This is a genomic window from Campylobacter corcagiensis (assembly GCF_013201645.1).
GTDB lineage: Bacteria > Campylobacterota > Campylobacteria > Campylobacterales > Campylobacteraceae > Campylobacter_B > Campylobacter_B corcagiensis.
Genome location: NZ_CP053842.1, coordinates 1,523,630 through 1,547,619, shown reverse-complemented (window position 1 = coordinate 1,547,619; position 23,990 = coordinate 1,523,630). Strand labels below are relative to the sequence as shown.

Here is a 23,990-nt window from a genome sequence, read left to right as displayed (position 1 = left end):
TTTATTTTAGATTTATGATAAATTTTGTTCCTCTTATTCCTATCGTTCCAGTTGGAATTTTAAACTCAAAATTCTCAGGACTTACTTCACCCATCTTACCACTCTCAAATAAAGTCTCGCCCCTATCAAGCTTTAGAGTGAATTTATACTTCTCTTCTATTGGTTCGTAGGTAAATTCCTCAATATTTAAAAAACTTCCCTCACTTAAAGTAAGCGTACTTCCATCATTGAAAATCACACCAACTTTAGAGTTTTTATCAGTTATTAATATATCTTTATTATTAAGTTTATCTCCGACGCTTAAATTTAGATTTTTACCATCTCTTTGAACTACTGGACTTCCCTTAGTCATCTTAACTATAGCGATATCTCCAGCAAAAACAGCTTCTAACATAAAAAGCAAAATCAAAATTTTTTTCATATCTAGCCTTTGATAAAAATTTTATATATTATATCAGAATTTAGCTTTTAAGTCTCAATCCCTTAAGCTTTTGTTTATAAATTTCACTCACTCTAAAACTATCAAGGCTTTTTGATACCGCTTTTTTAAAGGTTTTTTCTTTTAAATTTCTATCTTTTAAAAACTCAAAAGTCTTACTAGGATATCTTGCCATACACTCACTTATAAGCCACGCATGTCCCATAGTATCATAGTAAGCTAGGTTGTTATCTTTTATACTAAAGATAAAATCAAGCCACCTCTCATCTACAAAATGATAGAGCAAATTTACATATCCAGCCCTTTTTATAAACTCATCTTTGCTAATAAGCCAAATTTTAATCTCGCCAAAAAGCATATTTCTATCAAATTCTTTAAATTTAACAGCATCTATTAACGCCCAGTTATCAACTCTTTTTATAAATTTATTATAAATTTCAAGTTTAGTTTTAAACTCTAAATTTATGGACGATAAAACAAAAGCTTCTAGCAAATTTAGCTCATAAATCTCTCTTTTTTTAGCCTTTAAAAACTCTAAATTTTCTACTTTTTTAGCAAATTTCCTAAGCACAGGCGTTCTTATGCCTAAAATTTTCATATCTGTTTTTATAAGTTTATTTTGAAATTTAGCATATTTTTCATCTCTAAAATCTTCTAAATTTAGTAGAATTTCATCTATCATAGCTTAAAACTTCCTCTTTTTAAAAGCGAGTAGTTGATATTTTCTTTGGTTATTTGAAGCAGGGTAAGAGAGTTTTTAAGTATGTGAGAGTGAGTAAAGTTGTGCGAAATATCGCTTTTTATTATGGTTTTATTCTCATCAAATTCTAACCTTGTAGTTACTAAGCCTATGTCGCTTTTAAGGTGAGCATCACTTGGAGCAGTTAGGAATTTACCAAGTTCTACACCAAGCCAGTAGGCTTTTGCGTTTGCTTTACTGCTTATGCTTAAATTTACTGCTTCGACTGCGTTTGCTACTTTTAGCATAGCATTTGAAAGCAAGGGGTTGTGTTTTACGCTTTTATAAAGCATAGCATAAGGGTGTGGTATAGTTACAAAGTAAATTTCATAACGCCTTTTTAAGCTCATAAACTCATCGCCCACAAACTCCCACATAGAACGCTTTATTCTAGTCATTCTGCTTGTTTTATAAGGCTCTACTTCTTTTATATAAAACTCTTCAGCTCTAAAAGGTTTATCAAAGTATATAAGCATCTCTTTGCCTTCATTTGTGCCAAGCTCTATACCACAAAGCGAAGGAATGCCATCTTTATCAGCTAGTTTTTTAGCGATGATTGAACCTTTTATATGGTTGTGATCAGTGATTGCAAAGCCTATATTTTTACTCTTAGCAATGTTAACAATATCGTGTGGAGCAGGTCTTCCATCGCTATAAATAGAGTGCATATGTAGGTCAAATTCTACCTCTTTCATAACTTAAAGTATAGTAAGCTTTTGTTAATGAAAACATATTATAGCTATATTTTTACACTATTTTAACTTCACACTCTAGCTTTACGCCATGCTCTTCTAGGACTCTTTTTTTGGCTAGATTTATAAGTTTGGTAGCATCTTCAAATTTTCCATTATCAAAATTTATCAAAAAATTTGCGTGAATTTCGCTAAATTTACAACCACCTATTTTATAGCCTTTTAACTGGACGCTTTCTATCAAACGCCCCGCTGAGTCATTAGCTGGGTTTTTAAAACAACTTCCAAAGCTATAGCCTTTTGGCTGATTGTTTCTAGCTTTTGAAATTTCATCACTTAAGGATGAATCAAAGCCAGATTTCACACTAAATTCCGCTTCAAATATTACGCCTGGAATTTCGCTTTTTCTATATGAAAAATCAAGCTCATCACGTATAAATTTACCTTTGCTTGTTGTTGCACTCACTAAGGAGTTAGAAATTTCAAAGCCTTTAAGTCCAGCGTTCATGGTTAATAACCCACCAAGTGTGCCAGGAATTCCCCTTAAAAATTCAAATCCAGCTAAATTTTGCTTTTTAGCAAAGTTATAAATCTGTGAGCTTTTTGTTTTAGCTCCAACTCTTAAAATTTCATCATCTAAAAGTTCTATAAATTTAAAATCATCGCTTAAAATTCCCAAATTTGGTGGCTTTGGTGAGATTAAGATATTATTACAAGCCCCAATTATCACGCCATTAAATTCGCTAGCATTTTCATAAGAAATTTCAGCTACTTCAAAAACCCCGCCGATTTTAATGGAGCTAAATTTACTAAAATCAATTAGCAATTTCTAAGCCCTTCATACTCGATAGGAACTAAAGAGTTAAATGCATCTACTTTGCTAGGATAAAAGCCATTTTTATATCCGATCTCAAAAAGCTTATTTACCGCTTTTAGCTGAATTTCACTCATAGAGATTGACTCATCATTTGCGTATAAATTTAGATACTTTTCAAGCTTTTCATCATCAACGCGGACCAAATTTCTTTCAATTAGCATCTTACTTAAAAGCTTTTTATGTTTTGTAGCGATTTCAACTGCTTTTGTTAAAACCCCCTCACACTCTATCGCATCAGTTATAGGAAGACTCCTTCTAAGTGCCATTCCACCAAGTGGCAAAGGCAGATTTTCACTCCCTCTTAACTCACACCAAATATCCCAAATTTCACGCTCTACTTCAAGCTCGTCACTAAATTCCAAAATACTTTCATGTATCAAAACTCCAGCATCGACTTCGCCGTTTATAACTGCATCTTCAATACCCAAAAAATTCATATAAACAGGCTTTGCATCAGGATAAGCCACTCTAAAAAGCAGGGCGTTTGTGGTGTGTTTTCCACTAAGTGCGACTTTGAAATTTCTTTTTAAATTTACCCCTTTTTTCTTTATAAGTTTTGGACCATAGCCTTCGCCAAAACTTACCGCACATCTTAAAAGTGCGTAATCATAAGATATTAAAGGATACGCACTAAAACTTATCGCACACGCGTCATACTCGCCTTTAAGTGCTGCTTCGTTTAGGGTTTGTATATCATCAGCTCTATTTTTAAAGCTTAAAATTTTACTATCTACCCAGCCAAATTTTATCGCTTGATACATAAAAATATCATCTGCATCAGGTGAGTGTGCTACAAAAATCTCTTTTTTCATCTTATCTCCTAAATTTTTGCTTAGTATAGTACATTTTTACTTACTGCTAAGTAAAATTTGACTATAATTAACACTAAAATTTCACAAAAGGATAAAAATGGCAAAAGCTAAAACTGATGAAAAGATCGATGATAAGCAAAAAGCTCTAGATTTAGCACTAAAACAGATCGATAAAAGCTTTGGCAAAGGCACTCTTCAACGCCTTGGAGATAAGAAAATTGAACCGATTGAAGCTATATCAACTGGCTCAGTTGGTCTTGATATTGCTCTTGGTATTGGCGGTGTTCCAAAGGGGCGAATCATTGAAATTTATGGTCCTGAAAGCTCTGGAAAAACAACTCTTACTCTTCATATCATAGCTGAAGCTCAAAAAAAGGGTGGAATTTGTGCATTTGTAGATGCTGAACATGCTCTTGATGTTAAATACGCTGCAAATTTAGGTGTAGATACCGAAAATTTATATGTCTCTCAGCCTGACTTTGGCGAACAAGCTCTTGATATAGTTGAGACTTTAGCAAGAAGTGGGGCGGTTGATTTGATTGTTGTAGATAGCGTTGCTGCATTAACTCCAAAAACAGAAATTGAAGGGGATATGGGAGATACTCATGTAGGACTTCAAGCAAGACTAATGAGTCAAGCACTTAGAAAACTAGCTGGAATAGTCCATAAAATGGGCACAACAGTGATATTTATAAACCAAATCAGAATGAAAATAGGCACAATGGGCTATGGTTCACCTGAGACAACAACAGGCGGAAATGCCCTTAAATTCTACGCTTCTGTTAGGATAGATGTAAGAAGAATAGCTACTTTAAAACAAAATGATGAAAGTATAGGCAATAGAGTAAAAGTAAAAGTAGCTAAAAACAAGGTCGCTCCGCCATTTAGACAGGCTGAATTTGACATAATGTTTGGCTCAGGCATAAGTAGAACTGGCGAATTGATAGATTATGGTGTAAAGCTTGATATCGTAGATAAAAGTGGTGCGTGGTTTAGTTATGGTGCTACAAAGATAGGTCAAGGTAGAGAAAATGCTAAAATTTATCTCAAAGAAAACCCAGATATAGCAGCCGAGATAGAGTCAAAAATTTATGAGCATTTAGGTGAAATTTTAGAACCAAGTAAAGATGATGATGATATAGTAGTTGATGGAGAGAGTGATGAGTAGTATTATAGATGTTTTTGCAAATGAAGTTTTAGATAGCCGTGGTAATCCAACTGTAAGAGTTACGGTTTTTTTAGATGATGGAGTAAGTGCAAGTGCGATAGTTCCAAGTGGTGCAAGCACAGGAAGCAAAGAAGCCTTAGAGCTTAGAGATGGCGGGACAAGATTTGGTGGAAAAGGCGTTTTAAAAGCAGTAGAAAATGTAAACACTACCATAGCTGATGAGCTTGTGGGGCTTGATGCTTTTAATCAAACACTGATAGATGAAACATTAAAAGCGATAGATGGTACAGACAACTACTCAAATTTAGGAGCAAATGCAACTCTTGGCGTTTCTATGGCTGTTGCAAGAGCAGCTGCTAAAAGCTTAAATATCCCACTATATCGCTATCTTGGTGGTGTAAATGCTAGTGTTTTGCCAGTTCCTATGTTTAATATCATAAATGGCGGTGCTCATGCAAATAATAGCGTTGATTTTCAAGAATTTATGATAATGCCTTTTGGATTTGAGTGTTTTGGTGATGCTTTAAGAGCAGCTGCTGAAATTTACCAAAATCTTAAAAAACTTCTAGATAAAATGGGTCATAGCACAGCAGTTGGTGATGAGGGTGGCTTTGCACCAAATTTAGCTGATAATGAAGAGCCAATCAAGCTTATACTTGAAGCGATAAAAAATGCTGGGTACGAGGCTGGTAAAGAGATAAAACTAGCTCTTGATGTAGCCTCTAGTGAGCTTTATGATAATGGAAGCTATAAAGTTGGTGGTAAAAATTTAAGTAGCGATGAGATGATAGAAATTTATGCTAATTTATGTAAAAAATACCCGATTTACTCTATAGAAGATGCTCTTGATGAGAATGACTGGGCTGGTTGGAAAAAACTAACCGATAGACTTGGAAGTAAGGTTCAACTAGTTGGAGATGATCTATTTGTAACAAATGAGAAAATTTTAAGAGATGGTATAGAAAAAGGCGTCGCAAACGCTATTTTAATAAAACCAAATCAAATAGGCACTCTAACTGAGACTTTAAAAACTATCCGTCTAGCACAAAGAAATGGTTATCAATGCGTTATAAGTCATAGAAGTGGAGAGAGTGAAGATGCATTTATCGCTGATCTTGCAGTAGCAACAAATGCTGGACAGATAAAAACTGGTGCAACAGCAAGAAGTGAGCGAAATGCTAAATACAATCGTTTGCTTGAGATAGAACTAATTAGTGATGAGTTTGTAGGAAGCGGTATTTGAGTAAAGAAAATCTAAAGCTTATCGTGATATTTTTGGCTTTAGCAGTTATCGTAATTGTTCTTGGGGTTTACGCTGGAAATGTACTTTTTGGCGATAGATCCCTAAGTGTGCTTAAAAGTTTACAAGAAGAGAGATATTTTTTACACAAAGATATCAATAGACTAAAAGATGAAAATGCAAGACTTCAAAAACTATACTTGGAGCGTGAAATTTTAGATAATGAGGTGCAAAAATGAAAGTAGTCCTGATTGTAGCAGGTAGTGATAGTAGCGGTGGAGCAGGGCTTCAAGCTGATATAAAAACGGGTGAGTATTTTGGCGTTTTTACTACTACAGCCGTTACTGCTTTAACAGCACAAAATACACTTGGTGTTACAGGCGTTGTGGACACTAAGCCTGAGTTTTTAAAGGCACAAATTTCAGCTATTTTATCAGACTTTGAGATTTCAGCTATTAAAGTGGGAATGCTTTCAAATTCTAGCATTATAGAAGTTATGCGTGAGTTTTTAAGTAGCGTAAAAGTACCTGTAGTGCTTGATCCAGTCTTTATATCAAAAGCAGGCTCATTACTAATGAGTAAAGAAAACATACAAAATTTAAAAAACCTTTTTAAATTTGCTACAATTATAACTCCAAATATCTATGAAGCAAAGTGCCTTTTTGGTGATGATTTAGATATAAAAGCTGATGCAAATGTAGTCATAAAAAACATAAAAATTGGTGAAAAAAGCGTAGACAGGCTCTACTATAAAGATGGCAAAATTTTAGAATTTAAAAGCGATTTTTTAGATAGTGAAAATTTACATGGAACAGGCTGTTCGTTTTCAACTGCGATAGCCTCAAATTTAGCACTTGGTAAAAACTTAGAAGATGCTATAAAAATTTCTAAAAAATATATCCACGAAGCGATACTACAAGCTCCAAATTTAGGACATGGAAAAGGCCCACTCAGACACAATCTTAGAAAAATTTAAATTTAATACTCTCCATTTTTAGGAAATTTTAAGCTATTAAATTTAGGATTAATAGTACTAAATTTCATTAAAATTTCATGATAAAGTTATATTTTCATAATTTTTTTACTATGCGTTATGAAATTAACCATATAATAAATCTGTATCAATTTAACTTAGTTTTTAAACTAGAAAGGAGATATGGTGTTTTTTAAAACTATTAAAGCCGTTTTTAAAAATAGTGATGAAAAGATAGAGATCTATTCTAAATTTCTAACGAAAGTTACTATTTTTACGCTTATAATTGGCGTTATTTTAGGGCTTATTATTTGGTTTATCTCGTCAAGTTCAGTAGGCGAAGATATCGCAGCACTGATTTGGTGCATTACTTTTACTATAAGTGTTGCAGTTATGAGCATTAAAGAGATGCTACTATCAAATAAGGAGACTTCATGCTTGATCAAGGAGTAACTTATAATACCACAATGGCATTGGTTGTTGGTATTATTATGATTTTTAGCGTTATGTTTGGCAAAGAACTTGCGTTTAATAAGCAAAAAAACTTCTTAGGCTGGGGTTTTGCCTTTGTGATGCTTGGGTTATTTTTAGCGATTTCTGGTTTTTCTATGATGCTAACTTGGCCTTTAAAAGAGGTTCCTGGAGCGTTTTGTTGCACTGTTGATAACATAACTTTTGGAGAACCTAGTGCATTTTATGGAACTCTTACTTTTATTATTGGTTTGGCTATTCTCATATCAGATAGATGCAAAGAAGATAAAAACTCACACATCATTAGCACTCTTAGACCGATTTTATACATAGGTGCAATTGGTGGATTTGGGCTTATTTTGTTTGGCATTGCTGGACTTCATTTTGGTATGTGGAGACCGCCTACGATAGAGCCTATCGCTAGACTTTTAGCTGGAAATTTATTAGAGCCTCTTTTTGTAGCGTTTTTGTATGCAGGAACTGGAGTTGGTGCTATCCTTGCTCCATTTGCTTTAAGAAACAGCTGCGTAGCTAAATTTGCTGGGGTGTTTATTTGGTGCCTTGGAATTTTATGGATAATGCTTGCATTTACTGTATTTTATAGTCATGTAGGATTTTTCCCGCAACCTGATGGAAGCTATATGTAAATTTTAGATAGCTTTAAAGCTATCTTTTAGGGCTAGATTTTATTAAATTTAGCCCAAATTTAATAAATTTTATTTTCTTGTTTCAATGTGTAGGTGATTTAGCACTTCAAAGCACTTTTTTTCCATCTCTTTATCGTATGAATCAGTCGCTTTTGTATCTACAACGATTCTAGCGTTTGGATTTGCAGCCTTTGCTATGATGGCATTTGATGTAACACAAATAGAACTCACTAGCCCACAAAGTTCGATCTCATTGTATGTGTAAGGTTTGCTTTCTATAAATTTTAAAAGCTTAGAACTTGCAAATGTTGGTTTTTCTATACAGGGATGATTTTTAGCATATTTTGCTATAGAGCCATAAATTTCATGCCCTTTTGTGCCTTTTATAACATGTGGAGTTGGCAGCCATTTACCCTCTTCAGTGTCTTTGTAATTTTCATCATGAGTATCAAGAGTAAATACTATATCATCACTGTTTGCTTCGTAGGTTTTGATTTTTTCTTCTATAATGCTTTCTAGTTTGTCAGCCCCACTAAAACCTAAAGCTCCATCTACAAAGTCATTTTGATAGTCTACAACGATTAAAAGTTTTTTCAAAATTTATCCTTTTTTGGTGAGATTATACTGAAATTTTATGAATTTATAAGTAAGTTAAAGGCTTTTGTGCTTACATTTACCGTATCGCCAACTTTTAAATTTCTAGCATCAGATACGATAACTTGCGTTATTTGATGCCCAAAAGATATCGTAGCTATGCAGATATTATCAACCTCTTTTAGCTCAACTACTGTAGCTGAAAATGAAAATTTCTGGCTACCACTTGTTTTTAAAAGTAGCTCCTTAGGGCTTCCGCTTTTTATGATTTTGCCATTTTCTATCTCTATCATATGAGTTGCAAGCTTATAAATTTCACTTGGGCTATGACTTACTATGATAGAAGTTGTGCCAAATTCTTTATGAATTTTTAAAATTTCATCTTGAAGTTTGATACGCAAATTTGGATCAAGTGCTGAAAGAGGCTCATCAAGTAGCAAAATCTCAGGCTCTCTCATCATCGCTCTACCTAAAGCAACACGCTGTTTTTGCCCACCGCTTAAATTTGTAGGATATCTCTTTTTTAACTCACCTAAATCCAAAAGCTCTAAAAGCTTATCACAAAGGGCATAATTTTTGTTTGCAAATAGTAGGTTTTTCTCAACGGTTAAATTTTCAAACAGAGCATAATCTTGAAAAACAAAGCCTATTTTTCGTTTTTGTGGCGGTAAGAAATTTCTCTCATCTTGCCAAATTTTGCCACCAACTTTTATAGTTCCTTTGCTTTTTTCTAAACCAGCTAAGCATCTAAGTATAGTTGTTTTACCGCTTCCGCTAACTCCTGCTAGGGCTAAAAATTCACCCTTTTTAAGGCTAAAATTTGCCTCTAAATTTATAAGACCATTTACACCAAAAAGTGGCTTTTTGATATCAACTTCTAGCATTTTTTGCCTTTTGGTTAAAGAAATATACTACAAAAAGTACTAAAAAGCTCATCGCAAGCATTATAAGACTATAAACATGAGCTGATTTAAAGTCAAGCAGTTCAGCAAATTCATAAATAGCAATACTTGCAACCTTTGTCTCTCCATCAATGCTTCCACCTATCATTAACACAATGCCAAATTCTCCAACTGTGTGTGCAAAAGTTATGACTAATGCTGTTAAAATAGATGGCTTTATGTTAGGCAAAACTATTAAAAAAAGAGTAGCAAATTTGCTCTTGCCACTTAGATAAGATGCTTCTAGTAGGTTTTTATTAAGGCTTTCAAATCCTGATAAAAGTGGCTGAAACATAAAAGGTAGCGAGTAGATACAACTAGCAAACACAAGTCCTGAAAATGTAAAAACAAAACTAATGCCAAATGTTTGTTCTAAAAACGCTCCAAGTGGCGAGTTTTTAGAAAAAGCAAAAAGTATATAAAAACCCATAACCGTTGGCGGTAAAACCAAAGGCAAAGCAGCAAGTGTTTCTACAAATGGCTTTAGGTGGCTTTTGCTTTGGCTTAGACACCAAGCAAGCGGCATCACAGCAAAAAACAAAACTATCGTCGTAATAAAAGCTAGCTTAAACGACACATAAAATGGAGTGAAATTTATACTTGAAAAAAGTTCTATCATACTATAAACATATCCGTTGATTTGATTAGAAAAATAGCGTTTTCATTAGCTTTTAAGCCTAACTTATCAGATGAGGTTCTGGTGATAATAGCACAAATTTCACGCTCTTCAAATTTAGCAGAAATTTTGGTTAAAACTTCGCCATTTTCTATGCTTGAAATTTGTGCTGGAATTTGATTTGATATGCTTAAATTTTCTATTTTTTTAGATATAGCGACATTTGTAGGGTTTATGCCAACTAGTATAACATCTCCTATATTTTTCTCGCAGTTAAGGCAGACTAAAGCGAGTTTTACCCCGCTTTTTGTCTCCAAATCCACCCTAAAAATATCATCGCTATTTTTTAAAGCAATGATTTTTGCTTCTATCTTATTTGTAGCCATTTTTTAAGAAAATTTCTTTTGCTTTATCGCTTTTTAAGAAGTTATAAAACGCATTTGTTAGTTCATCATCTTTGTATTTGTTTAAAATAACCATACCTTGATCAAGCGGTGTATAAAGGTTTTCAGCAACATTTACAAAATGCTCACCCTCTTTATACTCATCTTTGCCAACAAGACCAGATCTAGGCATAAAACCTACATCAGCTTGAGCTATTGTAAGTGGCAACACATTTCCTACGCTATCAGCTTGAACTAGCTTATTTTCTATATCATTTAAAACGCCAGCTTTTCCAAAAGCCTCATAAGCAGCGATTCCATAAGGAGCAGTTTTGTTGTTTGCTATAGCGATTTTTTGTATATTTTTATCTTTTAGATACTCTAAATTCTCATCCCATTTTTTTGGAGTAGTACTAAAAGATACTAAAACGCCTCTAGTGTAAATTTCAGCTGGAGCAGTAGCTAAGCCATCTTCATAAACACCTTGAGCAAAGTCCATATTTGCAGCCATAAATATCGCATAATCAGCTCCTGCTTTGATCTGAGCGACAAGCTTTCCACTACTTCCTAAAGTAGCTTCTATCTTATCATTTGGGCGATCTTTTAAAAACTCAGCCCTAAGCTCATCAAATACATACCCAATGTTTGCAGCCGCTGCAACTCTGATTTCAGCTGCGTTTATTGCTAAAACGCTTAGTGCTAAGATAATCAATTTTCTCATATTTTCTCCTTTATTTAATAAATTTAATTTCTATCTAAATTCCTAAAGCCCTATCATTATTTCACTTGATTTGATAACGCCAAAGGCTATTTCGCCTACCTTTAGTCCAAGTCTTTCTACTGAATTTAGCGTTATAACAGAGGTTAAAATTTGATTTTTGCCGATATTAAGACGAACTTCAGCATTTACTTCACCTTTTGAAATTTCTACAATTTCACCTTTTATTATATTTCTTGCGCTTATAGTAATGTTTTCATCTTTTGCTATCATAACTGAGCTTGATTTGATGATAGCTTTTACTTCAAGATCCTCTTTTAACTCTAAATTTTTTGCTGAAGTTGTGGTGATAGTTGACGAAATTTTAGCCCCACCATTTAGTTCTACAACTACATTTGAGTTTACAGCATCGTTTTTAATGCTTAAAACCTTACCTAAAAATACATTTCTTGCACTTATTTGCATCGCAATCCTTTCTAAATTCGATATCTCGCCCAAATTTATATCTGTATTTTTGGATATAAACTTTAAAAACTCAGATTGAATTTTTTCAATTTTTTCATACATATTAACTAAGCTTTTACCATACTTGGTTAGCTTACTTCCACCACCCTTTCGACCGCCTGCTTGACGATCTAAGACTGGTTTTGGCGATAGATTATTTATAGCATCTATCGCATCCCATGCTGATTTATAGCTCATTGGTATCTCTTTTGCTGCTTTTAAGATAGAACCTGTTTTTTCTATCTCTTTAAGAAGCTTAATACGCTTTTTAATCAGCATATCATCTCCGTTTTGTCTGATGATAAAATCTGAAATCAATTCCATTTTTTACTCCTTGTGATTTTAGCTATTATTTACTTAAATATATATTAAAATAATAACGCTTTTTTGTTTAATTAATTTAAATATAATTATCTTAATTTTATCTAAATTTTAAGGAGAAGTGGTGATAAAAAAGCTAGTTTTAAGTTTTTCTTTGGCTTGTTCAGTAGTTTTTGCTTCAGAAGTTGTTTTAAAAACTAATCAAGGCGATATCAAACTAAAGATATATGATGATGCAGCACCAAAAGCGGCTTTAAATTTTAAAACACACGCTAAAAATGGCTACTATGATGGAGTTATCTTTCATAGAGTAATAAAAGGTTTTATGATGCAAGGTGGCGATCCAACAGGCAGTGGAACGGGTGGCAAGAGCATTTGGGGTAAGGATTTTGAAGATGAGTTTGAATCAAAGCTAACTTTTGATAAGGCTGGGCTTTTAGCGATGGCAAATGCTGGGCGTAATACAAATGGCAGTCAGTTTTTCATAACTTTTAATCCTACTTCGTGGCTAAATGGCTATCATACGATATTTGGTGAAGTTATAGACGGTATGGACATCGTTAGAAAAATAGAAAACACTAAAACAGATAAAAAAGATAGACCAATAGATGAGATCAAAATAATCTCAGCTGAGGTTATAGAGTAGGAGATTTAACTTAAAAATAAAAGTGTGAAATTTTTAGTAAATTTATGGTTTTTGATCTATGAAAACTAATAAATTTCACACTAAATTTAATATGCTTAAAATTTATAACAAAATTTGGAGTTAATCTTTAAAAAACTCTAAATATTTATCTAAATTTTCTACATGGTTTTTATCCACAACTAAGTAAGGATTATTTATCAAAGTAGGGCGGTTGTAGAGTGGCTTTTCCATAGTGGTAAGATCTATCGTAACGCCACCACTTTGTTCTACTAAAAAATCCCCAGCTGCGATGTCCCAAAGCGAAGATGGTCCAAGTCTTGCATAAGTGCTAGCCAAATTTTCAGTGATACGGCAAAATTTAATCGCAGAGCCTATAGCCTTAATTTCAAAGCCAAATTTCTTAGCAAATTCCTCTCTTTTTTTGCTTGAGCCATGTTTTCCCATCAAAAAAAGATTTAGCGTTTTATCTTTTGGCTTTAAAATTTCACCATTTCTATAAACTACTTTGCCGCCACCGCTATAAAAAATTTCGTCTTTACACGGAATAGCTATAACGCTAAGTATTGGGCGACCACTTTTTATAAGAGCAATACAAACGCAAAACTCATCATTTTGAGCTATAAATTCTTTTGTGCCATCAAGTGGATCGACTAGCCAAAACTGCTCTTCTTTTACCCTTTCATCATCTCCTAAAATGCTCTCTTCAGAGCAAATTTTAACGCCTGTTTTACTTAGTTCTTTAACTAATGCTTCATTTGCAGCAAGGTCAGCTGTAGTTAAAGGGCTTTTATCTTCTTTTGTATAAATTTCAAAATTATCATAATGTTTTAAAATCTCTTTACTAGCTTTTTTTGCCGCCCTTACTGCAATTTCTAAAGGCTCCATTACTGTTTTCCTGAGTACTCGATGTCATTTTTAGAAGTATTTTCTTCGCAACCTATTTTAGGTCCTATGTAAAGCTGTCTTGGGCGAACTATTTTCATGTTTCCTTGCTCTTTTAGTTCCATCCACTGTGCCATCCAGCCAGGAGCTCTGCCGATGACAAACATCACAGCAAACATATCAGTTGGTATATTTAGGGCTTTTAGGATAAGTCCTGAGTTAAAATCAACATTTGGATATAAATTTCTACTTACAAAATACTCATCTTCAAGAGCTATTTTTTCTATTCTATTTGCTATTTTGATTAAATTTGAATCAATATCAAGCTCATCTACTAGCTTATCTCTTAAGCCTTTTAAAACCTTTGCCCTTGGATCGTAGTTTTTATAAACTCTATGACCAAAGCCCATAAGTCTAAATGGATCATCTTTATCTTTTGCTTTTTTTATGTATTTATCTACATTTTCAACGCTTCCAATAGCCTCAAGCTGTCTAACAACGCTTTCGTTTGCACCGCCATGAGCATGCCCCCATAAAGCCCCGATTCCAGCACTTATACATGAGTATGGATGAGAGTGGGTTGATGCAACTGTTCTAACAGTCGTGGTTGAGGCGTTTTGTTCGTGGTCTGCATGAAGCATAAGTACAGTATCTAATGCTTTTACTTCAATGGATCTTATATCAACATGAGAGTGTGGAAAACTTCTCATCATATAAAGAAAATTCTCTGTAAATCCACGATCTAAATCAGGATAAATCAGCGGATAACCCATAGCATGACGGTAGTAAAAAGCTGCTAAAGTTGGCATTTTTGCTACCAATCTTTCAGCTAATTCCATGTATTCATGCGGATCATCATAGTTCATATCTCTTGAGTAGTAAGCACTAAGTGTTGCCACGCAAGCTTGTAAAACTGCCATAGGATGGGCTTTATCTGGAAAAGCATTAAAAAGACCTAACATTCTTTCATTTATGAAAGATTTTGTTTTTAGTTTTTTTCTAAAAGCGTCAAGTTCGCTCTGGCTTGGAAGTTTTTTGTGTAGTAGAAGATGGACTACATCCAAAAAAACTTTGTTTTCAGCAAGCCATGCGATATCGTAACCACGGTGTCTTAGTTCACCTTTTTCGCCATTTATATATGTTATGGCTGATTTGCACATGGCAGTTGAAGTATAGCCCTTATCAAGGGTAAACATACCTGTTTGGGTGTAAAAATTTGATATATCAACCACTGATGGACCAAGTTCGCCATCAATTATAGGAAATTCATAAGTCTTACCGTTTCTGTTATCTGTAAAAGTTGCTGTGTTTGACATGGTTTACTCCTTATAAAAAAGTTATAATATCATAAATTTCTAAAATTTAAGTTTAGTATAGTGGAGTTTATATCTTTGAGTCATATATAATTTTTATTAAAGTAGTACATATTATAGCTTGAAGCACACTTGCTAAAACCATAGAGTAGTAAGCATCACTTCCGATATATCCTGAGCCATATCCTACGGTTGCGGTTGCGATGAGTAGAGTTAAAGGCATACCCAAACTAACTCCATAGAGTAAAACCTCTTTTATGCTTTGAAGCTCTTTGTAAAATACAAAAGCAGGCACGACTCTTATTAAAAGCATAAGAATCGTTAAAAACACTACGCTTTTTGCAACTATAGGGTTAAAAAGAACGCTTAAATTTACAGTAGAACCAATATAAGCAAAAAATATCGGAACTAAAAATCCAAATCCAAAGCTTTCAAGTTTAGCTGGAAGGTCTTTTTTATAACCAAAAAAAGTAGGTATAAACATTCCTGCTATAAAGGCTCCAATGACGATTTTAAGCTTTAAAATAATCATAACAGCAATCACAATACAAAGAAGCGATATGGACAAGCGGATATCTTTTTCGTTTTTATCAAATTGTGGCATAAGGGCTTTTTTTGTATCTGGAAACCACCAAAAAAATACATCAACCCACCTAAAAATAAGCCCTACAACAACTAAAAAACCAATTAATGCGCCAAGATTTATAAAAAGCTTTACGCCAAATCCATTTTCTATATAAGCACCAAAAACCGTAAGTAAAGCAATACTTATAACCTCTCCAACAACTCCTACGAACATCGCTGTATTTAGCCATTTAGTGTCATTTCCATACTCTTTATAAAGAGTAGATAAAATTCCAACACTCATTATCGGAAGAACTATTAAATATATAAGATTAAGACTAAAAATATATATAAAAAGCCCAGCAAGAGCATATGATGCAGCTAAAAATAAAAGCGTGTTATTAAGTGTTAATTTATCAGTTCTAAGAAGCACTCTTAAGTCTACTTTCATCCCGGCTAAAAACATAAGGTAATAAAACCCAACATCAGCTACTGTTTTAAAGCTTTGGCTATCTGGTAAAAGCCCAATAGTTCCTAAAATAATACCAAGTAAAATCTCAGTCGCAGATGTAGGAAGCTTTATAAAAGTTGCAACATAAGGCGATGCGAATATAATAAAAGCTAAAGTTATAAGAATTAAAAGTTCGTTCATTTAGACCTCTTGCCAGCAGATTTCGTTTATATGGCTTTCAAATTTATCTATTTTAAATGAATTTATTAAATTTTGCTTTTCACACTCGACTAAAACACACTCAAATTTTGGCTTTTTTCTAGCACAAATTTCACCTGGGTTTAAATATAAAGAGTTGTTACATTTCGTAACGCTAAAAACATGAGTATGTCCATATATAAAAATATCAGCGTCTCCTTTTAAATAGTAAGGATAGTGTGCTAGGCGAAATTTAAAGCCATTAAAATCAAAATTATATGGCTCTTTAAAGAGGTTAAACTCTTTTTTATATTTTTGCAACTCTTTGTCATTGTTGCCTAAAACAGCAACATATGGCAAATTTGAGTGCTTTAAATCTTTAAGGGTTGCGTGTTCTACTATATCACCAGCGTGTATTAGTAAATCTGCTCCACAATCTTTTAAAAAATTTATAGCGCTCTTTGCTACATCGCTTCTATGGTGAGAATCAGATATAACACCAAATTTTAACCTCAAAGAATTTGCTCCTTAAATTTGCACTTTAAACACTCATAAAAAGTTCCTTTTTTTAGCTCTTTTTTAACCATATATTTTTCAGAGCATTCAGGACATGATTTAGGAACTATTTCGTAGTTACTTGTAAATTTGCATTTTGGATAGTTTGAACAACCATAAAATTTACCACGCCTTGAAAACCTTTCAACTACTTCGCCACTACCGCACTCAGGGCATTTAACTCCTGTTGAGACTGGTTCTTTCTTGGACGCTTTTTCATTTTTATTGTTTTCTAAATTTCGACTATATTTGCATTTTGGAAAATTTGAACACGCAATAAATTCTCCATATCTTCCACCTCTTTTTACTAGTTCGTTGCCACACTCAGGACATTTTTCACCTATTGGTTCGGCTGGTTTTTTAAGGCTTTTTATATTTTTTTTACCTTTTTCTATTTCAGCCATAAAAGGGGTATAGAAATTTTTTAAAACCTCTTGCCAATCAGCCTTATCTTCAGCTATATCATCAAGCTTTGCTTCCATTTTGGAAGTAAACTCGCTATCAACTATGTTTGTAAAGTGCTTTTCAAGTAGTTCAATTACTTTAAAAGCAATCTGTGTTGGGACAAGCTGCTTTTTTGTGATTTCTACATATTTTCTAGCGGTAAGTATAGATATGGTTGGAGCGTAAGTTGATGGTCTTCCAATGCCTAAACTTTCAAGTTTTTTAATCAAACTTGCTTCGCTATATCTTGCAGGCGGTTCTGTGAAATTTTGTTTTGATGATACTTTTTGTAAACTCATCTCATCGCCTACGCTTAAATTTGGCAAAATTTTATCTCTATCAAGATCGCCATATACTCTATAAAAACCATCAAATAGCACTTTTCTACCATTTATTTTAAACTCACTTCTTTTAGAGCTTACAAAAACACTTTGAAGTTCGCTTATACTTGGTGTCATTTGACACGCTACAAAGCGGTTATAAATAAGCGTATAAAGCCTTGCTTCATCTTTTGGAAGAGCTGTAGCAGCTCTTTGTGGAGTAAAATTTAGATCTGTTGGTCGGATGGCTTCGTGAGCTTCTTGAGCACCTTTACTTTTTGTAACATATGAGTTTGGTTTGGTTGGAAGGTATTTTGAGCCGTAGTCACTTTTTATCATATCTCTTACTGCTTTAACAGCTGATGATGCTAAATTTAAGCTATCTGTTCTCATATATGTTATAGCTCCGCCGTGTGGGGCATTTACGCCTTCATATAAGCTTTGTGCTAACATCATTGTTTTTTTAGGGCTAAAGCCAAGAGTCGAACTTGCAGCTTGCTGAAGACTTGAAGTCATAAATGGCGGTTGAGGGTTTGTTTTACGCTCTTTGCTTTCTATATTAGTTATATTAAAATTTTCACCTTTTATAACATCAACTATCATTTTTGCTTCATCAGAGGTTTTAACTGAAAGTTTATCCATCTTTTTATCATCAAATTTTATAAACTCAGCTTCTAGATCTTTTTTAAACACTGCATCGATGCTGTGATACTCTACAGGAACAAAAGCTTGAATTTCTCGTTCTTTATCTACAACTATCTTAAGTGCTGAGCTTTGAACTCTACCAGCACTAAGACCACGCTGAATTTTACTAGCTAGTAAAGGGCTAAGTTTATATCCAACTATCCTATCAAGAAGCCTTCTAGTTTGCTGAGCATTTACGCTACTTTCGTCTAAATTTCTAGGGTTTTGTACAGCGTGAGTGATAGCATCTTTTGTGATTTCGTGAAATACGATTCTAGGAAGTTTTGCTGGATCTTTATCTATAGCTTTTGCTATGTGATAAGCAATTGCTTCACCTTCTCTATCTTCATCCGTTGCAAGGTAAATTTGATTAGCTTTTTTAGCTAACTCTTTTATCTCTTTTACAAGGCTTGAGTGATCACTACTTATCCTATACTGTGGGGTAAAGCCATTTTCATCTATCTTAATACCAAAGCTTGATTTTGGCAGATCTCTAATGTGACCTTTAGATGCTATAACTTTATACTCATCGCCTAAAAATCGTCCTATTGTTTTTGCTTTTGCTGGGGATTCTACTATTACTAAATTTTTCATGTTTATAAACTATCACTTTCAAATTTTTTGCGTATTTTACCTAAATTTATTAACATTTATTAAATTATTTTACAAATTTATTTTAGTATTTTAGGTAGAGTTATTCCTGTTTGGCTCTGGTATTTGCCTTTTTTTTCATCATAGCTTACAAGACATGGCTCATCGCCTTCTAAAAATAGTACTTGAGCAATTCCTTCGTTTGCGTAAATTTTAGCTGGAAGTGGGGTTGTGTTTGAAATTTCAATTGTGATATGCCCAACAAATCCTGGTTCAAATGGCGTTACATTTACTATTATTCCACATCTTGCGTATGTGCTTTTGCCAAGGCAGATTGCTAGGACATTTCTAGGCATTTTAAAGTACTCAACAGTTCTAGCTAAAGCAAAAGAATTTGGTGGAACTATGCAGATATCACCTTTAAAATCCACAACATTTTTTTCATCAAAATTCTTTGGGTCAACGACTGTTCCACCAACATTTGTAAAAATTTTAAACTCATCAGCTACTCTTATATCATACCCATAACTTGAAAGCCCATAGCTTACTACACCACTTCCTATATTTTCCTCACAAAACGGCGTTATCATCTCATTTTTAAGGCTTTGTTCTTTTATCCACCCATCACTTTTTAGACCCATTTTAATCCTTTTTTCAAAATTATAGCAAAAAATTTTTAAGTTTCAAATTTTAAATTCTCATAAAATTTATTATGTTTAACTAAGCTTTATAAAAACTAAGTAAAATTACTAATTTAGCATTTAATATTAAAAAGGAGCTATTATGAAGATAGATGAGATAAAAGAGCTTATGAAATTTTTTGAAGCCTCAGGCATTGGAAAGGTTAAAATAAAACAAGATGATTTTGAAATAGAGCTAAAAAGAAGTGTAGAAGTACCTGAATTTACTCCAGATATGTGTCCTACACCAATTCCACAAGCTGTAACTCCCCAGCCTATAAATTTAGTGGTAAATGGTAGTGAGGCTCATCCTAAAAAAGATAGTACGATAAACTCACCTATGGTAGGAACATTTTATATGGCCCCAAGCCCTGGAGCAAAGCCTTTTGTAAGCGTTGGACAGACTATTAGAAAGGGTGAAGTTGTTGGAATTATCGAAGCTATGAAGATAATGAATGAGATAGAAGCTGAGTTTGACTGTAGGGTTTTGGATATTTTAGTTGCTGATGGTCAGCCAGTTGAGTATGATATGCCAATCATTGAGGTGGAGAAGCTATAATGAAGAGAATTCTAATAGCAAATCGTGGCGAGATAGCCTTGAGAGCCTTAAGAACTATCCAAGAGATGGGAAAAGAGGCTGTTGTTATCTACTCAACTGCAGATAAAGACGCTCTTTATGTAAAATACGCAGATGCAAGTATCTGTGTAGGTCCGCCAAGAAGTAGTGATAGCTACTTAAATATTCCAGCTATTATTTCAGCTGCTCAGATTAGTGAAAGCGATGCGATATTTCCAGGATATGGTTTTTTAAGTGAAAATCAAACATTTGTTGAAATTTGTGAAAAAGAAGGCATTAAATTTATAGGGCCAAGCGTAGATGCTATGAGTCTTATGAGTGATAAGAGTAAGGCTAAAAGCTTTATGAAAAGAGCTGGCGTTCCAGTTGTACCAGGAAGCGATGGTGTGCTAAAAGATGTAGAAATGGCAAAAAATTTAGCAAATGAGATGGGGTATCCTGTTATATTAAAAGCTGCAGCTGGCGGCGGTGGTCGTGGCATGCGTGTAGTATGGAAAGAAGAAGATATAGAAAAGAACTTTTGGTCAGCTGAAAGTGAGGCTCTTTCTGCTTTTGGAAATGGAGCGATGTATATAGAAAAGTATATTCAAAATCCACGCCATATCGAAGTTCAAGTTATAGGCGATGAGCATGGAAATGTTATTCATGTAGGAGAAAGAGACTGTTCAATGCAACGCCGCCATCAAAAACTTATAGAAGAAAGTCCAGCTGTTATACTTGATGAAGATACTAGAAAAAAACTTCATAAAACAGCAGTTGATGCCACAAAGGCTATAGGCTATAGTGGTGCAGGGACATTTGAGTTTTTATACGATCAAGCATCAAAAGAGTTTTATTTCATAGAGATGAACACAAGGCTTCAAGTTGAACACTGTGTAAGTGAGATGGTAAGTGGGCTTGATATAGTTGAGTGGATGATAAGGGTAGCTGAAGGTGAAAAGCTTCCAAGCCAAGATGAGATAAGCTTAAAAGGACACTCAATTGAGTGTAGAATCTCAGCTGAAGATCCAAAAAGCTTTGCTCCTTGTCCTGGAAAAATTTCTAAATTCGTAGCTCCAAATGGTAGAAATGTGCGTTGGGATAGCCATATTTATGAAGGATATGTTGTTCCGCCATTTTATGATAGCATGATAGGAAAACTTGTTGTTTATGCTAGTAGTAGAGAGAAAGCTATTGCAAAGATGAAAGTTGCACTTGATCAGCTCATAATACAAGGAATAAAGTGCACCAAAAATTTCCACATATCTATGATGGATAATGAAGATTTTGTCACAAATAACTACGATACTAACTATCTAACCAAGCACTATTAAAATTTAAGGGCAATGAAAATTTGCCCAAATTTCTATTTCTAATCAAATTTGAAAATTTAGACTTAAGTGATTGCTATAAATTTAAGATACATTTAAAATGATAAATTTCTAATAGTAGCAATTTAGTTTTTAAAGCTAAAAACTCCTGCCTATACTAAACATTCCAGCATATCCGCTGCTGCTATTTGAGTGAACGGCAGCCCCACTTCCACCTACAGAAGTGTTTTTGCTTGAACATCCAAAAAGCATAAATATAAGTAAAAAAATAGATATAAATTTAGTAAAATTTTTCAAATTTATGCCCTAAATTTATCTGTTTACATGTTCAATAACAGCTTCAGCCTTAAGCTTTTCAAAGTAACTTTCAGCTGCTTTTGCTCTTTCTTTTTCAGCCATCATGTTTAGAATTTGAGGCTTAACTTCTTCAAAGCTTTTTGCAACCATTCCGCTTTTTGAGTCAACCCTTAGCACTTCCCAGTATCCTTGAGGATTTTGCATTACAGGAGTAAAAGCACCATTTTTCATATTCATAAACACATAAGCTGTTTCGTTGTTTAGCTGCGCTCTTGGGATTGTTATTTTATGGCTAAAAACTTTTGGTCCAAATTTTCCTCTAGTTACATCTACGATCTCTTGCTTTGTTTGAGCTGCATATCTTGTTGCATTAACCGCTGAGAAATTCATAAAAAGCATCTTGTTTTGGTTATAAAAATTTAGTGCATCTTCAGGCTTTACTCTCTCATCAGCCCTAGCAAAAACATTTCCTAAGAGTTTGCTTTGTTTTATACTTTTGGCAGTTTCATCTCTAAGTTCAGCTTCGCTTATGCCGTTGTTTTTAGCTCTTGCTTTAAATTTCTCCACGCTTACTCCATTTGCTTTTGCCATTCTTTGAATTTGTTGGTCTATTTCAAATGGTGCTGCTGCAATATCTTGCTTTTTTATCTCTGAAATTTGAAGCTTTTGATTAATGAGAGCTTCAAGGGCTCTGTTTTTATCATTTGTTTTCATCATTTTCATCATCTGAGTAACTTCGTAGTTCGTAATAGGCTCATTATTAACCTTTGTAACTACCCAATTTACTGGTGCTGCGTTAGATATGCTAAATGCAAACGCGACTATAAAAAGTAACTTTTTTTTCATAAAAAACCTTTAATTTAAGCTTATAAGACTATAATTGCGATTATATCATAAAATAACTATGAATTAGAAAACAAAGGAAGAATATGACTAAAAAGATAATTACTCGTTTTGCACCTTCTCCTACTGGATATCTTCACATAGGAGGATTAAGAACTGCGCTTTATAACTATTTATACGCTAGAGCAAATGGCGGTAAATTTTTGCTTCGTATTGAAGATACGGATTTTAAAAGAAATAAAATAGAAGCTACAAAGGCAATACTTGAAGCTTTTGAGTGGACAGGACTGGATTTTGATGGAACTGTAGAGTATCAAAGTGAGAGAATGGAAATTTATAAAAAATATATCCAAAAGCTACTTGATGAAGGTAAAGCTTATAAATGTTATATGAGTAAAGAAGAGCTTGACGATTTAAGGAATGAGCAAATTGCAAGAAAAGAAAGACCTAGATATGATGGTAGATACCGCGATTTTAAAGGAACTCCACCAGCTGGAATAGATCCTGTTATAAGGATAAAAGCTCCAACAAGCGGAACGATTGAGTTTGTGGATGGAGTAAAAGGCGAAGTTAAATTTGAAGTTGCTGATATGATTGATGATTTTGTTATCGCAAGAAGTGATAAAAGCCCGATTTATAACTTTACTGTAGTAATTGATGATGCATTAATGGGCGTAACTGATGTGATACGCGGCGATGATCACCTTTCAAATACTCCAAAACAGATCATTCTTTACAATGCACTTGGTTTTGAAGTTCCTAAATTCTACCATGTCGCAATGATAAATGGAAGCGATGGTGCAAAGCTATCTAAAAGGCATGGTGCAACTGATGTGATGGAGTATAAAAAGATGGGCTATTTGCCAGAAGCACTTCTAAATTTCTTAGTAAGACTTGGCTGGAGTCATGGTGATGATGAGATATTTAGCATGGATGAGCTTAAAGAGTTTTTTGATCCTAATAATCTTAGCAAATCCGCAAGTACATTTAACCAAAGCAAACTTGAGTGGCTAAATCAGCATTATATAAAAGAGGCAAGTTTTGAGCGTTTAAAAGATGAGTTAAAAGAATTTGGGGTAAATTTAGACCCTGTAAAGCACGCTAAGCTTTTAGTTGATAGCTTAAGAGAGAGAAGTACTACTTTAGTTGAGATGGCAAATTCAGCTTTAAATATCCTAAAAGCGCCAACAACTTATGACCAAAAAGCTTATAAAAAATTTATAAAGCCACAAAGCATAGAGCTTTTAGAAAAATATAGCGAAATTTTAGGCGATAACGACCTTGATACTAGAATTTATGAAGAGATAACTGTGAAATTCTTAGATGAAAATTCAGCCAAACTAAAAGACATCGCTCAGCCTTTAAGGGTTGCTATAACTGGCACAAGTGTAAGTCCTGGAATATTTGAAGTAATGGAAATAATTGGCACTACTGAACTTAAAAATAGAATATCAAATTTACTGGAATTTAGTAAAAATAGCTCCATTTAGTGGGTATTTA

The 23,990-nt window shown here is 33.8% G+C and carries 29 protein-coding genes; 10 read left to right on the top strand and 19 right to left on the bottom strand.

Translation table 11 applies throughout. The features are described from left to right. Position 1: 1 nt before the first annotated feature. Genes CCORG_RS07925 through CCORG_RS07905 form a run of 5 tightly spaced genes read right to left on the bottom strand, consistent with a single transcriptional unit; the run spans position 2 to position 3,559 of the window. Positions 2-421, bottom strand: coding sequence for a FecR family protein (locus CCORG_RS07925; protein WP_025801949.1), 420 nt, complete (start codon positions 419-421; stop codon positions 2-4). Positions 422-461: 40 nt separating this feature from the next. After that, on the bottom strand, positions 462-1,121 hold the full coding sequence (locus tag CCORG_RS07920) for a DNA alkylation repair protein (protein WP_025801947.1): 660 nt from the start codon (positions 1,119-1,121) through the stop codon (positions 462-464). After that, a complete protein-coding gene (locus tag CCORG_RS07915) occupies positions 1,118-1,873 on the bottom strand; it encodes a PHP domain-containing protein (protein WP_081755054.1) in 756 nt (251 codons plus the stop codon). The genes CCORG_RS07920 and CCORG_RS07915 overlap by 4 nt, the downstream gene beginning before the upstream one ends. Positions 1,874-1,925: 52 nt before the next feature. Continuing rightward, positions 1,926-2,696 carry a UDP-N-acetylmuramate dehydrogenase gene (locus CCORG_RS07910; protein WP_025801943.1) on the bottom strand — a complete coding sequence of 257 codons (771 nt, stop codon included), beginning with the start codon at positions 2,694-2,696 and terminating at the stop codon, positions 1,926-1,928. Beyond that, a complete protein-coding gene (locus tag CCORG_RS07905) occupies positions 2,690-3,559 on the bottom strand; it encodes a menaquinone biosynthesis family protein (RefSeq protein ID WP_025801941.1) in 870 nt (289 codons plus the stop codon). The genes CCORG_RS07910 and CCORG_RS07905 overlap by 7 nt, the downstream gene beginning before the upstream one ends. A gap of 97 nt (positions 3,560-3,656) precedes the next feature. On the opposite strand from CCORG_RS07905, the gene recA reads away from it, so the two are divergent. The 6 genes from recA (at position 3,657) to CCORG_RS07875 (ending at position 8,058) form a co-directional block, all read left to right on the top strand. Then, complete coding sequence (recA, locus tag CCORG_RS07900; protein WP_034971327.1) at positions 3,657-4,727, top strand: recombinase RecA; 1,071 nt, start codon at positions 3,657-3,659, stop codon at positions 4,725-4,727. After that, positions 4,720-5,970 (top strand): phosphopyruvate hydratase, encoded by a 1,251-nt coding sequence (gene eno, locus CCORG_RS07895; protein WP_025801937.1) that lies wholly within the window; start codon positions 4,720-4,722, stop codon positions 5,968-5,970. The genes recA and eno overlap by 8 nt, the downstream gene beginning before the upstream one ends. Beyond that, positions 5,967-6,206: a hypothetical protein gene (locus tag CCORG_RS07890; RefSeq protein ID WP_025801935.1), complete on the top strand. Its 240-nt coding sequence runs from the start codon at positions 5,967-5,969 to the stop codon at positions 6,204-6,206. Before eno ends, CCORG_RS07890 begins: the two co-directional genes overlap by 4 nt. After that, positions 6,203-6,943, top strand: coding sequence for a bifunctional hydroxymethylpyrimidine kinase/phosphomethylpyrimidine kinase (gene thiD, locus CCORG_RS07885; RefSeq protein WP_025801933.1), 741 nt, complete (start codon positions 6,203-6,205; stop codon positions 6,941-6,943). The genes CCORG_RS07890 and thiD overlap by 4 nt, the downstream gene beginning before the upstream one ends. Positions 6,944-7,126: 183 nt before the next feature. Beyond that, a complete protein-coding gene (locus CCORG_RS07880) occupies positions 7,127-7,393 on the top strand; it encodes a hypothetical protein (protein WP_025801931.1) in 267 nt (88 codons plus the stop codon). Next, positions 7,375-8,058, top strand: coding sequence for a DUF981 family protein (locus tag CCORG_RS07875; protein WP_025801929.1), 684 nt, complete (start codon positions 7,375-7,377; stop codon positions 8,056-8,058). Before CCORG_RS07880 ends, CCORG_RS07875 begins: the two co-directional genes overlap by 19 nt. Positions 8,059-8,127: 69 nt before the next feature. Here CCORG_RS07875 and CCORG_RS07870 read toward each other — a convergent pair whose 3' ends face one another. Genes CCORG_RS07870 through CCORG_RS07845 form a run of 6 tightly spaced genes read right to left on the bottom strand, consistent with a single transcriptional unit; the run spans position 8,128 to position 12,138 of the window. Then, the gene (locus CCORG_RS07870) at positions 8,128-8,655 is read right to left on the bottom strand and encodes a cysteine hydrolase family protein (RefSeq protein WP_025801927.1); all 528 of its coding nucleotides are present in this window, start codon (positions 8,653-8,655) and stop codon (positions 8,128-8,130) included. Between the two features lie 35 nt (positions 8,656-8,690). Next, positions 8,691-9,536, bottom strand: a complete 846-nt coding sequence (locus CCORG_RS07865; protein WP_025801925.1) for an ATP-binding cassette domain-containing protein — start codon at positions 9,534-9,536, stop codon at positions 8,691-8,693. Next, the gene (gene modB, locus CCORG_RS07860; protein ID WP_025801923.1) at positions 9,523-10,212 is read right to left on the bottom strand and encodes a molybdate ABC transporter permease subunit; all 690 of its coding nucleotides are present in this window, start codon (positions 10,210-10,212) and stop codon (positions 9,523-9,525) included. The genes CCORG_RS07865 and modB overlap by 14 nt, the downstream gene beginning before the upstream one ends. Further along, entirely contained in the window at positions 10,209-10,595 is a 387-nt protein-coding gene (locus CCORG_RS07855) for a TOBE domain-containing protein (RefSeq protein ID WP_025801921.1), read from the bottom strand. The genes modB and CCORG_RS07855 overlap by 4 nt, the downstream gene beginning before the upstream one ends. Then, the gene (modA, locus tag CCORG_RS07850; RefSeq protein ID WP_025801919.1) at positions 10,582-11,313 is read right to left on the bottom strand and encodes a molybdate ABC transporter substrate-binding protein; all 732 of its coding nucleotides are present in this window, start codon (positions 11,311-11,313) and stop codon (positions 10,582-10,584) included. The genes CCORG_RS07855 and modA overlap by 14 nt, the downstream gene beginning before the upstream one ends. 42 nt (positions 11,314-11,355) lie before the next feature. Next, positions 11,356-12,138: a TOBE domain-containing protein gene (locus tag CCORG_RS07845; RefSeq protein ID WP_025801917.1), complete on the bottom strand. Its 783-nt coding sequence runs from the start codon at positions 12,136-12,138 to the stop codon at positions 11,356-11,358. A 124-nt stretch (positions 12,139-12,262) separates the two neighbouring features. On the opposite strand from CCORG_RS07845, the gene CCORG_RS07840 reads away from it, so the two are divergent. Beyond that, positions 12,263-12,781 carry a peptidylprolyl isomerase gene (locus CCORG_RS07840; protein WP_025801915.1) on the top strand — a complete coding sequence of 173 codons (519 nt, stop codon included), beginning with the start codon at positions 12,263-12,265 and terminating at the stop codon, positions 12,779-12,781. Between the two features lie 120 nt (positions 12,782-12,901). On the opposite strand, the gene CCORG_RS07835 is transcribed toward CCORG_RS07840, so the two are convergent. From CCORG_RS07835 to dcd, 6 genes are all read right to left on the bottom strand, one after another. Next, positions 12,902-13,666 carry a 3'(2'),5'-bisphosphate nucleotidase CysQ family protein gene (locus tag CCORG_RS07835; protein ID WP_025801913.1) on the bottom strand — a complete coding sequence of 255 codons (765 nt, stop codon included), beginning with the start codon at positions 13,664-13,666 and terminating at the stop codon, positions 12,902-12,904. Next, entirely contained in the window at positions 13,666-14,979 is a 1,314-nt protein-coding gene (locus CCORG_RS07830) for a citrate synthase (protein WP_025801911.1), read from the bottom strand. Before CCORG_RS07830 ends, CCORG_RS07835 begins: the two co-directional genes overlap by 1 nt. A 67-nt stretch (positions 14,980-15,046) precedes the next feature. Beyond that, positions 15,047-16,192, bottom strand: coding sequence for a cation:proton antiporter (locus tag CCORG_RS07825; protein ID WP_025801909.1), 1,146 nt, complete (start codon positions 16,190-16,192; stop codon positions 15,047-15,049). After that, the gene (locus CCORG_RS07820; protein WP_025801908.1) at positions 16,193-16,705 is read right to left on the bottom strand and encodes a YfcE family phosphodiesterase; all 513 of its coding nucleotides are present in this window, start codon (positions 16,703-16,705) and stop codon (positions 16,193-16,195) included. Beyond that, positions 16,702-18,786: a type I DNA topoisomerase gene (gene topA / locus CCORG_RS07815; RefSeq protein ID WP_025801906.1), complete on the bottom strand. Its 2,085-nt coding sequence runs from the start codon at positions 18,784-18,786 to the stop codon at positions 16,702-16,704. The genes CCORG_RS07820 and topA overlap by 4 nt, the downstream gene beginning before the upstream one ends. Positions 18,787-18,863: 77 nt before the next feature. Beyond that, a complete protein-coding gene (dcd, locus tag CCORG_RS07810) occupies positions 18,864-19,424 on the bottom strand; it encodes a dCTP deaminase (RefSeq protein WP_025801904.1) in 561 nt (186 codons plus the stop codon). Between the two features lie 142 nt (positions 19,425-19,566). On the opposite strand from dcd, the gene accB reads away from it, so the two are divergent. Together accB and CCORG_RS07800 are read left to right on the top strand one after the other, a co-directional pair. After that, positions 19,567-20,022, top strand: a complete 456-nt coding sequence (gene accB, locus CCORG_RS07805) for an acetyl-CoA carboxylase biotin carboxyl carrier protein (protein ID WP_025801902.1) — start codon at positions 19,567-19,569, stop codon at positions 20,020-20,022. Then, positions 20,022-21,353 (top strand): acetyl-CoA carboxylase biotin carboxylase subunit, encoded by a 1,332-nt coding sequence (locus tag CCORG_RS07800; RefSeq protein ID WP_025801900.1) that lies wholly within the window; start codon positions 20,022-20,024, stop codon positions 21,351-21,353. The genes accB and CCORG_RS07800 overlap by 1 nt, the downstream gene beginning before the upstream one ends. A gap of 135 nt (positions 21,354-21,488) precedes the next feature. Here the strand turns inward: CCORG_RS07800 and CCORG_RS07795 are convergent, their stop codons facing one another. Together CCORG_RS07795 and CCORG_RS07790 are read right to left on the bottom strand one after the other, a co-directional pair. Beyond that, positions 21,489-21,647, bottom strand: coding sequence for a hypothetical protein (locus CCORG_RS07795; RefSeq protein WP_161632376.1), 159 nt, complete (start codon positions 21,645-21,647; stop codon positions 21,489-21,491). Positions 21,648-21,662: 15 nt separating this feature from the next. After that, positions 21,663-22,493, bottom strand: a complete 831-nt coding sequence (locus CCORG_RS07790) for a SurA N-terminal domain-containing protein (protein ID WP_025801898.1) — start codon at positions 22,491-22,493, stop codon at positions 21,663-21,665. Between the two features lie 83 nt (positions 22,494-22,576). On the opposite strand from CCORG_RS07790, the gene gltX reads away from it, so the two are divergent. After that, a complete protein-coding gene (gltX, locus tag CCORG_RS07785) occupies positions 22,577-23,980 on the top strand; it encodes a glutamate--tRNA ligase (protein ID WP_025801896.1) in 1,404 nt (467 codons plus the stop codon). The last annotated feature ends 10 nt before the right edge of the window (positions 23,981-23,990 follow it).

Bases quoted from the DNA above. Each gene is read 5' to 3' on its own strand.
- CCORG_RS07925 (WP_025801949.1), bottom strand. From the start codon at position 421: ATGAAAAAAATTTTGATTTTGCTTTTTATGTTAGAAGCTGTTTTTGCT.
- CCORG_RS07920 (WP_025801947.1), bottom strand. From the start codon at position 1,121: ATGATAGATGAAATTCTACTAAATTTAGAAGATTTTAGAGATGAAAAA.
- CCORG_RS07915 (WP_081755054.1), bottom strand. From the start codon at position 1,873: ATGAAAGAGGTAGAATTTGACCTACATATGCACTCTATTTATAGCGAT.
- CCORG_RS07905 (WP_025801941.1), bottom strand. From the start codon at position 3,559: ATGAAAAAAGAGATTTTTGTAGCACACTCACCTGATGCAGATGATATT.
- recA (WP_034971327.1), top strand. From the start codon at position 3,657: ATGGCAAAAGCTAAAACTGATGAAAAGATCGATGATAAGCAAAAAGCT.
- eno (WP_025801937.1), top strand. From the start codon at position 4,720: ATGAGTAGTATTATAGATGTTTTTGCAAATGAAGTTTTAGATAGCCGT.
- thiD (WP_025801933.1), top strand. From the start codon at position 6,203: ATGAAAGTAGTCCTGATTGTAGCAGGTAGTGATAGTAGCGGTGGAGCA.
- CCORG_RS07875 (WP_025801929.1), top strand. From the start codon at position 7,375: ATGCTTGATCAAGGAGTAACTTATAATACCACAATGGCATTGGTTGTT.
- CCORG_RS07865 (WP_025801925.1), bottom strand. From the start codon at position 9,536: ATGCTAGAAGTTGATATCAAAAAGCCACTTTTTGGTGTAAATGGTCTT.
- modB (WP_025801923.1), bottom strand. From the start codon at position 10,212: ATGATAGAACTTTTTTCAAGTATAAATTTCACTCCATTTTATGTGTCG.
- CCORG_RS07855 (WP_025801921.1), bottom strand. From the start codon at position 10,595: ATGGCTACAAATAAGATAGAAGCAAAAATCATTGCTTTAAAAAATAGC.
- modA (WP_025801919.1), bottom strand. From the start codon at position 11,313: ATGAGAAAATTGATTATCTTAGCACTAAGCGTTTTAGCAATAAACGCA.
- CCORG_RS07845 (WP_025801917.1), bottom strand. From the start codon at position 12,138: ATGGAATTGATTTCAGATTTTATCATCAGACAAAACGGAGATGATATG.
- CCORG_RS07835 (WP_025801913.1), bottom strand. From the start codon at position 13,666: ATGGAGCCTTTAGAAATTGCAGTAAGGGCGGCAAAAAAAGCTAGTAAA.
- CCORG_RS07830 (WP_025801911.1), bottom strand. From the start codon at position 14,979: ATGTCAAACACAGCAACTTTTACAGATAACAGAAACGGTAAGACTTAT.
- CCORG_RS07825 (WP_025801909.1), bottom strand. From the start codon at position 16,192: ATGAACGAACTTTTAATTCTTATAACTTTAGCTTTTATTATATTCGCA.
- topA (WP_025801906.1), bottom strand. From the start codon at position 18,786: ATGAAAAATTTAGTAATAGTAGAATCCCCAGCAAAAGCAAAAACAATA.
- dcd (WP_025801904.1), bottom strand. From the start codon at position 19,424: ATGGGTCTAAAAAGTGATGGGTGGATAAAAGAACAAAGCCTTAAAAAT.
- accB (WP_025801902.1), top strand. From the start codon at position 19,567: ATGAAGATAGATGAGATAAAAGAGCTTATGAAATTTTTTGAAGCCTCA.
- CCORG_RS07800 (WP_025801900.1), top strand. From the start codon at position 20,022: ATGAAGAGAATTCTAATAGCAAATCGTGGCGAGATAGCCTTGAGAGCC.
- CCORG_RS07790 (WP_025801898.1), bottom strand. From the start codon at position 22,493: ATGAAAAAAAAGTTACTTTTTATAGTCGCGTTTGCATTTAGCATATCT.
- gltX (WP_025801896.1), top strand. From the start codon at position 22,577: ATGACTAAAAAGATAATTACTCGTTTTGCACCTTCTCCTACTGGATAT.